General features: G+C 32.7%; 9 protein-coding genes and 2 pseudogenes. 9 read left to right on the top strand and 2 right to left on the bottom strand.

Annotated elements, in window-relative coordinates; genetic code table 11:
- The first annotated feature begins 110 nt into the window (after window positions 1-110).
- Together P3U32_RS00370 and P3U32_RS00375 are read left to right on the top strand one after the other, a co-directional pair.
- Entirely contained in the window at window positions 111-2171 is a 2061-nt protein-coding gene (locus tag P3U32_RS00370) for a heavy metal translocating P-type ATPase (RefSeq protein ID WP_323703637.1), read from the top strand.
- A 17-nt stretch (window positions 2172-2188) separates the two neighbouring features.
- Window positions 2189-2734, top strand: a complete 546-nt coding sequence (locus tag P3U32_RS00375; protein WP_037537668.1) for a YdhK family protein — start codon at window positions 2189-2191, stop codon at window positions 2732-2734.
- A gap of 919 nt (window positions 2735-3653) precedes the next feature.
- Here the strand turns inward: P3U32_RS00375 and P3U32_RS00385 are convergent.
- Window positions 3654-4780 (bottom strand): IS3 family transposase gene (locus P3U32_RS00385; protein ID WP_323704821.1). Its coding sequence is split into 2 segments (ribosomal slippage): window positions 3654-4534 and window positions 4534-4780, totalling 1128 coding nucleotides; the frame shifts between segments, so codons are not numbered across the junction.
- A gap of 87 nt (window positions 4781-4867) precedes the next feature.
- A pseudogene (locus P3U32_RS00390) lies at window positions 4868-5086 on the bottom strand (acyl--CoA ligase); the annotation flags it as partial.
- 388 nt (window positions 5087-5474) lie between these two features.
- Between P3U32_RS00390 and P3U32_RS00395 the strand changes: the two are divergent.
- The 7 genes and pseudogenes from P3U32_RS00395 (at window position 5475) to P3U32_RS00425 (ending at window position 14384) form a co-directional block, all read left to right on the top strand.
- A complete protein-coding gene (locus tag P3U32_RS00395; RefSeq protein ID WP_323703639.1) occupies window positions 5475-7004 on the top strand; it encodes an NADH dehydrogenase subunit 5 in 1530 nt (509 codons plus the stop codon).
- Window positions 6988-9537, top strand: a complete 2550-nt coding sequence (locus P3U32_RS00400) for a DUF2309 domain-containing protein (protein WP_323703640.1) — start codon at window positions 6988-6990, stop codon at window positions 9535-9537. Before P3U32_RS00395 ends, P3U32_RS00400 begins: the two co-directional genes overlap by 17 nt.
- Before the next feature lie 51 nt (window positions 9538-9588).
- On the top strand, window positions 9589-10071 hold the full coding sequence (locus P3U32_RS00405; protein WP_323703641.1) for a carbonic anhydrase: 483 nt from the start codon (window positions 9589-9591) through the stop codon (window positions 10069-10071).
- Window positions 10072-10100: 29 nt separating this feature from the next.
- On the top strand, window positions 10101-10469 hold the full coding sequence (locus tag P3U32_RS00410; protein ID WP_263314500.1) for a Na-translocating system protein MpsC family protein: 369 nt from the start codon (window positions 10101-10103) through the stop codon (window positions 10467-10469).
- A 147-nt stretch (window positions 10470-10616) separates the two neighbouring features.
- Window positions 10617-12280 (top strand): annotated as a pseudogene (locus tag P3U32_RS00415) (Na/Pi cotransporter family protein).
- A gap of 295 nt (window positions 12281-12575) precedes the next feature.
- Window positions 12576-13652, top strand: a complete 1077-nt coding sequence (locus tag P3U32_RS00420; RefSeq protein WP_323703642.1) for a Gfo/Idh/MocA family protein — start codon at window positions 12576-12578, stop codon at window positions 13650-13652.
- 15 nt (window positions 13653-13667) lie between these two features.
- Window positions 13668-14384 (top strand): ThuA domain-containing protein, encoded by a 717-nt coding sequence (locus P3U32_RS00425; protein ID WP_323703643.1) that lies wholly within the window; start codon window positions 13668-13670, stop codon window positions 14382-14384.
- Window positions 14385-14400: the final 16 nt, after the last annotated feature.

The raw sequence follows: 14400 nt of genomic DNA on the forward strand, positions 1-14400 counted from the left end.
TAAATAAATCCATAAATGGAGATAAATCGAAAACATTTATACCCCTAGGAGGTATGTGTTATAGTATAAGTATAGCTAATATAATATTTTCATAAATAGGAGGGGTTAATTTGAATAATAATGGTGAAGAGCATAATCATCAAAATCACATGAATCATTCCAATCACATGCATCATGATAACCATGCCTCACATCATCATAGTGGCCATGCACATCATCATGGAAATTTTAAAGTTAGGTTTTTTGTTTCATTAATTTTTGCAATACCTATCATTCTTTTATCGCCAATGATGGGTGTTAACTTACCTTTTCAATTCACATTTCCAGGTTCTGAATGGGTAGTGTTAATATTAAGTACAATTTTATTCTTTTATGGTGGTAAACCGTTCTTGTCTGGTGGTAAAGATGAAATTGCTACAAAAAAACCAGGCATGATGACCTTAGTTGCCCTAGGTATTTCAGTAGCTTATATTTATAGCTTGTATGCTTTTTATATGAATAACTTTAGTAGTGCAACTGGTCATACAATGGACTTTTTTTGGGAATTAGCAACCTTAATTTTAATTATGCTATTAGGACATTGGATAGAAATGAATGCTGTCGGAAATGCTGGAGATGCTTTAAAGAAAATGGCAGAACTGTTACCTAATAGTGCTATTAAAGTTATGGATAATGGCCAACGCGAAGAAGTTAAAATATCAGACATCATGACTGATGATATCGTCGAAGTAAAAGCCGGAGAAAGCATTCCGACAGATGGTATTATCGTTCAAGGACAAACATCTATAGATGAATCCCTAGTCACTGGAGAATCTAAAAAAGTACAAAAAAATCAAAATGACAACGTCATCGGGGGTTCTATTAATGGGTCTGGAACAATACAAGTCAAGGTTACAGCTGTGGGAGAAGATGGATATCTTTCTCAAGTTATGGGACTTGTTAATCAAGCACAAAATGATAAATCTAGTGCTGAATTGTTATCTGATAAAGTAGCGGGTTATTTATTCTACTTTGCTGTAAGTGTTGGCGTGATTTCTTTTATTGTCTGGATGCTCATTCAAAATGATGTTGATTTTGCATTAGAACGTCTTGTAACTGTGTTAGTCATTGCTTGTCCACATGCTTTAGGCTTGGCAATACCTTTAGTCACTGCACGTTCTACTTCAATTGGTGCACATAATGGTTTAATTATTAAAAATAGAGAGTCTGTAGAAATAGCTCAACATATCGATTATGTAATGATGGATAAAACTGGTACTTTAACTGAGGGTAACTTTTCTGTGAATCATTATGAGAGCTTTAAAAATGATTTGAGTAATGATACAATATTAAGCCTTTTCGCCTCATTAGAAAGTCAATCTAATCACCCATTAGCTATAAGTATTGTTGATTTTGCGAAAAGTAAAAATGTTTCATTTACTAATCCACAAGACGTTAATAATATTCCAGGTGTCGGATTAGAAGGTCTAATTGATAATAAAACATATAAAATAACAAATGTCTCTTATCTTGATAAACATAAACTTAATTATGACGATGACTTATTTACTAAATTAGCTCAACAAGGTAATTCAATCAGCTATTTAATTGAGGATCAACAAGTCATTGGCATGATTGCTCAAGGAGATCAAATTAAAGAAAGCTCAAAACAAATGGTAGCTGATTTACTATCAAGAAATATTACACCAGTCATGCTTACAGGTGACAATAATGAAGTGGCACACGCTGTCGCAAAAGAATTAGGTATTAGTTATGTCCACGCACAACTCATGCCAGAAGATAAGGAAAGCATTATAAAAGATTATCAAAGTGACGGTAATAAAGTCATGATGGTCGGAGACGGTATCAATGACGCACCAAGTCTTATAAGAGCAGATATTGGTATTGCAATTGGCGCAGGAACGGATGTAGCAGTTGAGTCAGCTGATATTATACTCGTTAAAAGTAATCCATCAGATATTATCCATTTCTTGACCCTCTCAAATAATACTATGAGAAAAATGGTGCAAAACTTATGGTGGGGTGCAGGTTATAATATTGTTGCTGTACCTTTAGCAGCCGGTGTTTTAGCATTTATTGGTTTGATTTTATCACCTGCAATAGGTGCTATTTTAATGTCATTAAGTACGATTATCGTTGCAATTAATGCCTTTACATTAAAATTAAAATAAAAGATAGGAGTTTTATTATGATTAAAAAATTATTTTTTATGATATTAGGATCATTACTAATATTATCAGCTTGCTCCAATAATGATGAAAAAGATAAAGACACTAATGACCAAAAAAGTGAGAGCCATATGAAGCATAATGATGAAAGTAAAGTTCCTGAAGGTATGAAATCGACTAATGAGGGTGAATTTAAAGTAGGAGATAAAGTAACGATTACAGCAGGGCATATGCCAGGTATGAAAGGTGCAGAAGCTACTGTAAAAGGTGCGTATAAAACATATGCTTATGTTGTAAGTTATAAACCCACAAATGGAAATGAAAAAGTAAACAATCATAAATGGGTCGTAAACGAAGAGATCAAAGATGCACCTAAAGATGGATTTAGTAAGGGCGATACTGTTAAATTAGAAGCAAGTCATATGTCTGGTATGAAAGGTGCTACAGCCAATATAGATAACGTGAAAAAGACTACTGTTTACGTAGTTGATTACAAATCCAAAGATAATGGTAAAATCATTAAAAATCATAAATGGATGACAGGAAATGAACTGAAAGCACGATAAAAATCTAGTTCTAGATTGAGAAATAAATAGATATAAAGATATCCTCCTTAATCAATAATTTAAATAACTTATTATTGTTAAGGAGGATATTTTTTAGTGTGTAAATTAAAAAGAATTTTAGAAGAATAACATTTATCAAAAAACTGTTCATTACCTTATTAAATGAAATTATATAATTAAAAACCGCATCATTAACCGATACGCAGAAGCATATCACAAATAAAACTAAAAATATGAGTAAGTAGATGAAGAGTGTAAATCAGATTAATTAATAATAATGAATCAAATCTAAAGAGAATAGAGACTAATTCTTCATTAGTTTAAATATAGTAATTTGTCGGAAATAGGTATAAAAAAATTAAAATTAGAAAGGGTAATAGTGTCATAAGAATAAAGCTTAATAAACTCCACCGATTATTAGACGTTTCAGATGATTTATTGTATTTATCTCAAAGAGATAACGAAAAAGAAGATGAGGACAACATGGACTCTAATTATGAATTGAAAAAACTAAAACGTATTATATCTAATATGGAAGATGAAACGATCACAACATCTTGTTGTCTATATGTTATATAAATATTTTAGAAAAGCGGAATATATTTGCTTTAGTTTAAAAAGTATAGTAACAAAATACTCTGTAGCTTACCCTGTTCCTATATGTGAGGGAGTCTTTTTTATGTATAATTTAAAATGAACGAATTAATTCAAATATTGATAGACAGATACATTACTGGTTATGCAACTCATAAAGTAACAGGAATTAGACAATATGTTATATCAGAACTTAGAACAGGTAAAAGCAATTTAAATAACTTGTCTCTTAATTAGGTCGAGAAGTTATAATATTTTAAAGAAAGTATTTAAAGCCATAGTATGATTAAGACATTCCAAAAGTCTTTGGTATGTCAAAAAAAACTTAGACAGAATTCATAAGTTTATAAGAGGTTGGTGTTTGATAATTTAATCCTGCATGTAATCTTTCATTGTTATACCAATTTATATACAATTTTAATTCAATCTCTAATTGTTCTATCGTATAGAATCTAGTAGTATTTATGAATTCTGTCTTTACTGCTTTAAATATTGTTTCTGCTACTGCGTTATCATATGGATTTCCCTTACGGCTTAAAGAACGGTTAATATTGAATACATCAATTACTTTATCGATTAATTGATTATCAAATTCTCGTCCTCTATCTGTATGGATATAGCTTATATTAAATAGATTTGTTTCTATACTTGCTAATGCTTTGAATACTAAGTCAGCGTTTTTGCGTTGTCCTACACTATAGCCTATAATCTCACGATTATATAAATCACTAAATAAGCATACATAATGCCATCTATTGTCCACACGGACATAAGTTAAATCTGAAACAATGTATTTATACTGTTTATGTTTTTTAAAGTTACGATTTAAATGATTCTTGGTAGTAGATTGCTTTACCTTGCTTGATGTTACTTTAAATTTCATCTTTGTATAAGTAGAAACTAAGTTTCTTTGTTTCATCAATACACCAATCTTACGCCTAGACACATATAGTCCTCGTTTCGTTAAAGCAATCTTTATTTTACGTGTACCGTAACAACGTCTATTAGAGATGAATATATCTTCAATTTCATCTGCTAATATCTCATCATTGTTTTCTTTATTAACTTTATGTTGGTTATTTTGGTGGTAATAGTAGGTACTTCTTGGCATTTGTAGGACTTTGCACATTGCTGATACTGAATATTTGTGAGTATTCTCATTTATCACATCTATTTTCGTCCGATTATCAGCGCGGCTTGCTTTAAAATATCGTTTTCCATTTTTAGCTGTTTATTTTCTTTTTCTAGTTCCATCATTTTCTTTTGTTCTTTTGTAAGATTATCTTTGTGCTCAAAAGAACCAGAGGTTTTTGCTTGTTGAACCCATCTATCTAATACAGATGGGGTTAAATCATATTCTCTAATAATTTCAGATCTTGGTTTTTCATTAAGATATAAATCAACCATTTGCTGTTTGAATTCATTACTGTATTCTCTACGCTCTCTTCTCATAAAAAGACCACCTACTTTCTTAATTTTAACAATACTTCTCTTTAAAGAAGTTGTCCAATTAAGTGTAGACGGTCCAATTGAGCGTGGCATCATAATAAGGACTTTGTCGCCTTTTTGAAGACCTTGAGCTTTAAAGATGTTGCCCACTTTATTTGAATTTTGGATGAGTTTAGCATACGTAATTGTTTGTACGTTGCCATCGACATCTTCAAATATAATGGCTTCTTTCGTTTCATCTACTGCATGTCTTTCGATTCCATTAACAATATTGTATGTTTCTGGTGCTATTAAGTCTGATCTATTCATGTTAATCTCCTCGTTTTGTTTAATATATTGTTTTATTTTAACAGTGAATAATCATTAATACGAATAAATGAAACTATAGAATACTTTAAATAGTCAAACTATTGACATTTGATAAAAAAAAATATATGTTATTAAAGTATATAAAAAATTCATAGCATCTAAACTTTAGCAAGTGGCTAATCGATATTGGCTAATTGAAAAAGTAAAAACGGTGCAATGACTCACAATAAAAATTTCAAAAAGATTACATATAAATAATAAGGAAGCAATTAAAATAACGGTAAGCGTTAGTTTGATTGAAGCCGACAATTAAAGCAAATCTGCACGAGAGGTTTGTTTTAAATTGTCGGCTTTTTTTATTGCTTTTAACAGAAAAGGAGCAACCGACATGATAGGTTTATTAGTATTATTTTTTATTTCAATTGGATTGGCGCTTATAAGTAGCATCATATATTTAGTGCCAAAAGTGGCAAAGGCATATATTAATGTTCACTTAGTAATTGCATTTATACCAGTGCTTATCTCATTAATTGGGTTGTGTATGACAAGCGGAAATGTATATATAGGATTTTGGCATTTAGATAAATTGTCATGGTTGCTCGCACTCTTTATTTTGAGTATTGGTCTTATTATTCAAAGGTTTTCCGTACGTTATTTAGATGGAGATGCACAGTATCGTAAATATTTTTCATTATTTACATTTATGACGGTATTTGCTTCAGTTGGTTGGTTAAGTAATGATTTAAGATTAATGGCGATATTATGGGGGTTAACATTATTTTGTTTAACGCGTTTAATCGGTTTAAACAAACAATGGCACATTACGAAACGTTTAGCGAAAAGTACTAGCATGATCTTTATCGTTAGTTGGATTGCTTTAGTAATAGCGATTATACTGACATACAATGTAACGGGTGAATGGCAACAGTCTACTATATTTAGTGAAAGCCATCTTGACCAATTTGATTCGTGGCAAGGTGTGGTTATTCAGTTGATGTTAGTGATATCGGTCATCATTCCAGCAGCTCAGTGGCCATTTCATAGATGGCTAATAGAATCTGTAGCGGCACCAACTCCTGTTTCAGCGATTATGCATGCCGGTATTGTAAATGTAGGTGGTGTTATTTTAACGAGATTTGCACCGATTTTTACAAATGAATGGATAATTGGGTTACTTATCATTATCGCAACGATTTCTGTATTGATGGGAGCAGGCATTAGTTTAGTACATGTGGATTACAAAAGGCAGTTAGTAGGTTCAACGATTGGACAGATGGGCTTTATGCTTATCCAATGTGCTTTAGGTGTTTATTCAGCAGCTATCGTTCATCTTATGTTACATGGATTATTTAAAGCGACATTATTTTTACGTTCTGGTTCTGCTGTAAGAACTTTTGATATGCCTTCAAGAATGAATGAAAGTGTGTCATATATATGGGTTCTAGTTGGTCGATTATTATCAATTATGATTGGTATTATCTTTTGGCTTATGGATCCGACAAGTAGTTACCAAATCATTAGTGCGCTTATTTTAGCTTGGTCATTATCTGTTTCATGGACACAACTAGTCGCATATGGTGAGGGCAAGTTAGGTAGAATCATTGGATTATTAGCACTTTTAATTGTTGGTTTATCTTACTTTGGTGTACATCATTTATTCCATGATTTGTTACATCAATACGCTACAAATGTGAATCATACACCTATATTTGCAGTCATTATCATGATTGTATTGCTTTTAATAGGAAGTGCACTGAACTTGTGGGTTGCAAGAAATCATTCATCTAAAATTGTCACGATTATATATTTATGGATTGTACATTTAGGTGAATCAAATGTGCAAAATATTGAAACGCATCCACGCTATTTGAAAAATCATACGTTTAAAGGAGGTTATCAACATGACGCAAACAATTGAATTACAAAATGACATCACATATTCAATTAAAGAGGCGAGTCGTGTCATAACACCACTTTCTCCTATTAATATATTTGCAGCAAGAAATCCTTGGGTGGGTTTAGAAGATCGTACTTTTGAAGATGTCGCGAGATGGTTTCAAAAGGTACAGAATGTCGATTTGTATCCGAACGAAAGTTTATTATTTGCTGCAATCGAAAATGGAGAAATTAAACAAGAATATATAGAAGAACGGTTATCGGCATGGCTATCGAATGATAATACGCCATTAAATAAAGTGATGTTAAGAGAATACGCTGAAAGTATCTTGTTTAATAGAACTCACAAAGTAAATCTTAATGAACAAGATCAAAAGCAATTAAGAACGTCATTAGAAAATGTTGAACTGAGTAAACAAAAAGATGTTGACATTATTTTAAGTACGCGTATTGAACAATATTCTGGACAGGCATATTTAGATAAGTTGGATGCACAAATGATTAAGTGGAGTAAATTATATCTTGATGATAATCAATCAGGATGGGCAATCCATAAAGATGGTAAAGGTTTCTTTAAAAATTGGAAAAGGTTAGCTCATTTGGATCCCGCTTTATCGAAAGCAGAGAGACATAAAATAAAAATGCTACCATCAACATCTATTGAAACAATAGAAAGCTGTTTAGACAAACTAGGTATATCAGAAGTACAAGTACAAACATATCTTGAAATACACTTGTTGGCTTTACCAGGGTGGGCAGGTATGATGCTTTGGAAAGACGAACGTTTAAACTTGCTGACAGATTATTTAGCCATAAGATTGGCTTTGGAATGGACATTGATGAGTGAGAAAGCTCAAGAGCAACAACATACTGCAGAAGATATGTCTCAAGTGCTATCTTGGTTTGAAAGTGGAATCTTAACGTTGGAAAATTGGTTCGCATTATCTCAAGGTGAACGAGAAGATTATGTAACATTTGCGCATCAATTTGATCGCATTACACAACATAAATTATTGCTAGAAGCTTGGGAAGATACGTATGAGTCGCAATTACAAAGTGAAATTCAATCTCATATCCCTCATGAAGAGGATAAAGCATTTGTCGAGGCACAGCTTGCTTTTTGTATTGATACACGGTCGGAACCTTTTAGAAGGCAATTAGAAATGGAAGGTCCTTTCGAAACGATCGGTATCGCTGGATTCTTTGGCTTACCAATTGAAAAGTGTGAACTCGGACATCAACATACACATAATGCTTTACCAGTTATGAATAAACCGCAACATAAGATTTATGAATATGAAGATGCTCCCCAATCCAATCATTACGTTGAAAAGAAAAAAAGTATTTCGTCAATATTTTATACATTTAAAAAAATGAAACAAAATGTATTACCAAGTTTATTGCTTCCAGAATTAACAGGTTCATGGCTAAGCGTACAAACGATTGCGAGAAGCTTTATGCCTAAACGTACTGGTGATTTGGTCAATCGATTTAATAAAAATCTTATGAATAAGCCGGAAACGAAACTTTCTATAGATCATGCGTCAAATCGGTTTGGTGATTTACCTATTGGGTTTACGAAACATGAACAGCTTACTTACGTAAGAGAAGCATTGAAATTAATGGATTTAACGGAAGATTTTGCGCCATTAGTTGTCATTTGCGGACATGGTAGTCATAGTGCAAACAACCCTTATGCAGCTTCATTAGATTGTGGCGCGTGTGGTGGATCAGCGAGTGGTTTTAATGGGAAAGTATTAGCGACTTTATGTAATTTGCCTGAAGTTAGAGAAGGACTCAAAAGCAATAACATTATAATTCCGGAAGATACAGTATTTGTTGCTGCTGAACATAGCACGACAACAGATCAATTAGAATGGCTTTATGTACCCGAACTCTCGAATCAAGCTGAGCGTGCTTTAGAAAAATTAAAATCAGCTTTGCCTAAAGCTAGTCAAGAAGCAAATCGTTTAAGACTTGAAGATATTCCGGGCATGGAACATTCAAATGCACAATCCATAACTAAAGCAGAACAGTTAGCAAGTGACTGGAGTGAAATCCGACCAGAATGGGGATTAGCTAGAAATGCAACGTTTGTTATTGGTAAGAGAACATTAACAGAGCAATCTCAATTAAATGGTCGTGCATTCCTGCATAATTATGACTGGACGAAAGATCATGACGGTGAAATTTTAAATACGATTTTAAGTGGGCCAGCGACAGTTGCTCAATGGATTAACTTACAATATTATGCTTCAACTGTTGCACCTTACTATTACGGAAGCGGCAATAAAATCACACAAACGGTGACGAGCGGCATTGGTGTCATGCAAGGAAATGGTAGTGATTTACTGACAGGTTTACCTTGGCAATCAGTTATGAAAGCTGATGGGGAATATTATCATGCACCGATTCGATTATTAGTTGTGATACAAGCGCCGAATGATTACATTCGTAAATTGCTCAATGAAAATACTGCGCTTAACACAAAAGTAAAAAATGATTGGTTATTGCTATCAAGTATAGATGAAAATGGTGAATGGCATAAATGGTAAATAAATGAGCGGGACAACAATTTATGTCCTAGACTCGAGAGGATGTATAATATGAATGATGAAAAAAATATACTCATACTATCTGATCTAAATTCACATCTAGAAAGCCAACTTGTTGAATCTTTAAATTTCAACCCTAATCATGTTATGTCGATACAAAGCTATCAAGCAGAAATTTCGCATGCATATGGTGATGTGATGCGGTCAATTATTATCGCGATTTATGAATATGATATAGAGAATATTTATATCATTAGAAAGTCAGACGATAAACAGGTTATCGCATTACCTGAAAGTATCCAAAGTCATACAGAAAAAATTAAAACACTCGATTACTTGTTTAATAACTGTAAGCCTGAGTTTAGTAGTGACAATATTCATGAATGGTTAAATGGTGAAAGTAATATTCACCAAAGTATTAAACAAAGTATTGATCAAGTTTCTAATCATCCACTTATACCACCTGGTATTACAATAAACGGTATGACCATTAATCAAAGCAATATTGAAACTATTGCTGAACATTTAACATAAAGCAAAATAAGCATTAAGGAGAGACAAATATGGAAATGACAAAAGGAGCATGTGAATCAAAAATTAGTAAAGCCATTACACAATGGGAAAAAGAATATTTAGGTAGAGGATCTCTATCTGTAAAGACAGATATTATTAGAGATATGATTATTGTTGATTTACAAGGTGTGCTTACACCTGCAGAGTATAGCGTTTGTAAAACGCAAGAAGGTTTACTGAGTATAAAACGTACACGTTCAAAATTAGTAGAATCAGATATGGATTATTTATATCAAATGATATTTGAAATTACACAACAAGACGTCAAAAGTTTCCATACAGATTTAAGTTCACGAACAGGTGAACGTATGATGATTTTTAAAATGCATCATAATATAGAAGAACAATTTAATAAATAATTGCCAGATATCTATAATGAAAACCTTTTAAAATTAAGTAGCAAAGAATAATCATAATTTTAATAAAAGTTAATTAAAAATTTACATTAGCTTAACAATTATAGTTTATTATTCACAATGGTTACAATAACTTTAAAGAGGTGTGTTATGGAACTCTCGGCTTTACAAATGATTTTTACATTCATCGGTGGATTAGGTATCTTCCTATACGGGATTAAACAAATGGGAGATGGATTACAAGCAGCAGCAGGAGATAGATTAAGAGGTATATTAAATAGATTTACAAGTAATCCTATTATGGGTGTACTTGCAGGTATGATTGTGACAATTTTAATACAAAGTAGCTCAGGAACAACGGTTATCACAATTGGACTCGTAAGTGCTGGATTTATGACGATGCGACAAGCAATAGGTGTTGTCATGGGTGCCAATATCGGTACGACTATCACAGCATTTATTATTGGGATTAACATTGGTGAATATGCTTTACCAATACTAGCATTAGGTGCATTTTTAATTTTCTTCATTCAAAAAAGAAAAGTTAAAAATATCGGTATGATTTTCTTCGGATTTGGATCACTATTCTATGGTCTAGAATTAATGAGTGGTGCGGTAAAACCACTTGCTAATTTAGAAGGCTTTAAACAAATTATGTTAGATATGTCTTCTACTCCGATATTAGGTGTACTTGCAGGTACATTTGTGACGTTAATCGTTCAAAGTTCAAGTGCAACGATTGGCATTTTACAAGGATTCTATGCCAATGATTTAGTTTCATTGCATGGTGCATTACCAATCTTATTAGGAGACAATATTGGAACGACAATTACAGCTGTATTAGCAAGTTTAGCTGGCTCTATCGCTGCTAAGCGTGTTGCGATGGCGCATGTTATGTTTAATGTTATCGGTGCAGCAGTATTTCTATTAATATTACCATTCTACGAAATGACAATGGAATGGATTCAACACGCTATGAATTTAAATCCAAAAATGGTTATAGCATTTGCACACGGAACATTCAATGTAACAAATACACTTATACAGTTACCATTCATCTTCGCACTAGCTTGGATTGTAACGAAAATCATTCCTAGTGAAGATGTAAATGAAAAATATAAACCGAAATATCTTGATAATAATTTAATTAATCGAGCGCCTAGTATCGCACTTCAAGAAGCTCAAGATGAAATTCAAAATATCGGTAAAATGACTGTTTCAATGTTGAATAATGTTGAAAATATTGATGAAAAAGCAATTAAAAAGCAATTAAAAAGCATAAAGATAAACACCTTGCAGTAGATAATATGTATGATAATGTTCGTCAATATTTAAATAAATTATCTGAGAAAAAACTATCAGCTAAAGATGCTGAAAGGCTATCTGTTTTATATGATGTTAATAGAACAATATTGAAAGTATCAACCTTAACAGAATCATACTTAGAAGAATTGCAGAAAAAACAATCAGCTGATATTCAAATTTCATCAAAAGCAGAAGAAAGCATTGAACGATTATATGATCATGTAAAAATTTCATATGAAAAAACGTTTGAAGTATTTGATGTTTATGACAATCTGAAAAAAGACGAAGTTGTTAAACGAAGCCAAGATTCATATGTACTAGAGCATGACTTACGTAAAAAACATATCAAGAGATTAAGCTCTGGAGAATGTTCACCAGAAGGTAGCCTTGTATATATCGACATGATATCAATCCTTGAAAGAATTGGTTACCACTCACGAAATATATCAGAATCCATGATTAACCTCGGAGAACATTCATACACACAAACAACTGAAGTGAAAATATAAATAAGTACCACCTCATTTCGCTGATTTAATCAGGTATAAATGAGGTGGTATTTTTATAATCTGCGATTTTGGTCTTGGCCTTTTATTTTAAATAATTTAGTTGTTTTTCTATTTATCATACTGAAAATATTTTTAAGTTATGAAAATATATTCAGATGTAAAATATAAGTGTCTTTACAAGTGTTATTCGTTGGTGTTTATTGTTTTTTATTTTAACATAGTTATATAAACAAAAATGTAAGCGATTGCTTAATGTTATTAACTGTCGCATAAATACATAAAAGGGGTTGTACATATGAGTTTGAATGTAGGAATTATTGGTTGTGGTGGTATTGCGAATGGCAAGCATTTACCGAGTTTACAAAAAATAAATGAAGTGAACATTGTTGCTTTTTGTGATATCGATATTGAAAAAGCACAAGTGGCAGCTAAGGAATATGGTACGGAGAATGCGAAAGTTTATGAAGATTACCAATCACTCTTAAAGGATGATGCTATTGATGTCATTCATGTATGTACACCGAACAGTTCTCATAAGGAATTAACGGTTGCGTCATTAGATGCAGGTAAACATGTTATGTGTGAAAAACCTATGGCTAAGACGACAGAAGAGGCTCAAGAAATGATTGAAGCGGCTAAAGGTAATGGTAAGAAACTTACGATTGGTTATCAAAATAGATTTAGACCTGACAGTCAATATTTACATAAAGCGACAGAGCGTGGTGATTTAGGGGATATTTATTTTGGGAAAGCACATGCTATTCGTCGTAGAGCAGTGCCGACTTGGGGTGTCTTCTTAGACGAAGAACAACAAGGTGGCGGTCCTTTAATTGATATTGGGACACATGCACTCGATTTAACATTATGGATGATGGATAATTACGAACCAGAATCAGTAATGGGTTCAACTTTCCATAAGTTAGGTAAGAAAGAAAATGCAGCTAATGCATGGGGACCATGGGAACCTGAAAAGTTCAAAGTAGAGGACTCAGCTTTCGGTTTTATTAAGATGAAAAATGGTGCGACAATCATGCTTGAATCAAGTTGGGCGTTAAACTCTTTAGAAGTAAATGAAGCAAAATGTTCATTATCTGGTACTGAAGGTGGTGCCGATATGAAAGATGGGTTAAGAATCCACGGAGAAGACTTTGGTTCTTTATATACAACGCAAGTAGAACTTGAAAATAAAGGCGTTGACTTTTATGAAGGTGAAAAAGTAGATGAAGCTGAAGTAGAGGCACGTAGTTGGATTGACAGTATTCTTAATGATACAGATCCTGTCGTGAAACCAGAACAAGCAATTGTAATTACACAAATATTAGAAGCACTTTATGAATCAGCTAAGACTGGTAAAGCAGTATATTTTGACTAAAAAGGGGTTTTATTAATGAACATAACAGTATGGAATGAATATAGACACGAAGTAGAAAGTGAAGAAATAAAAGCAGTTTATCCTAATGGCATTCACAATGTTATTGCTGAATTCTTAGGCGAAGAACATGAGGTTAAAACAGCAACATTAGATGAAGCAGAACACGGATTAACGGATGAAGTATTAGCTGAGACTGATGTCTTGTTATGGTGGGGTCATAAAGCACATGATGAAGTGAAAGATGAAATCGTCGAAAAAGTAAAAGCATGTGTACTAGATGGTATGGGTCTTATCGTGTTACATTCTGGACATTTCTCTAAAATATTCAAAAGTTTGATGGGTACGACATGTGATTTAAAATGGCGCGAAGCAGATGATAGAGAGCGACTTTGGGTAGTTGATCCAACTCATCCAATTACGGATGGATTAGGGCAATATATTGAATTAGAAAAAGAAGAAATGTACGGCGAACACTTTGATATACCGGCACCAGATGAAACAGTATTTATCAGTTGGTTTGAAGGTGGAGAAGTGTTTAGAAGTGGTGCAACATTTAAGCGCGGAAACGGAAAGATTTTTTATTTTAGACCGGGACACGAAAGTTACCCTACTTATTATAATGAAGAAATTCAACAAGTTATTAAAAATGCTGTTAAGTGGGCGAAAAATGATCGCACACCAAAACATCAATATGGTAATGCACAACCTTTAGAAGAAATTAGTAAGAAATAAAATAGGAGATTATATT

Source organism: Mammaliicoccus sp. Dog046 (assembly GCF_034039665.1).
Lineage (GTDB): Bacteria > Bacillota > Bacilli > Staphylococcales > Staphylococcaceae > Mammaliicoccus.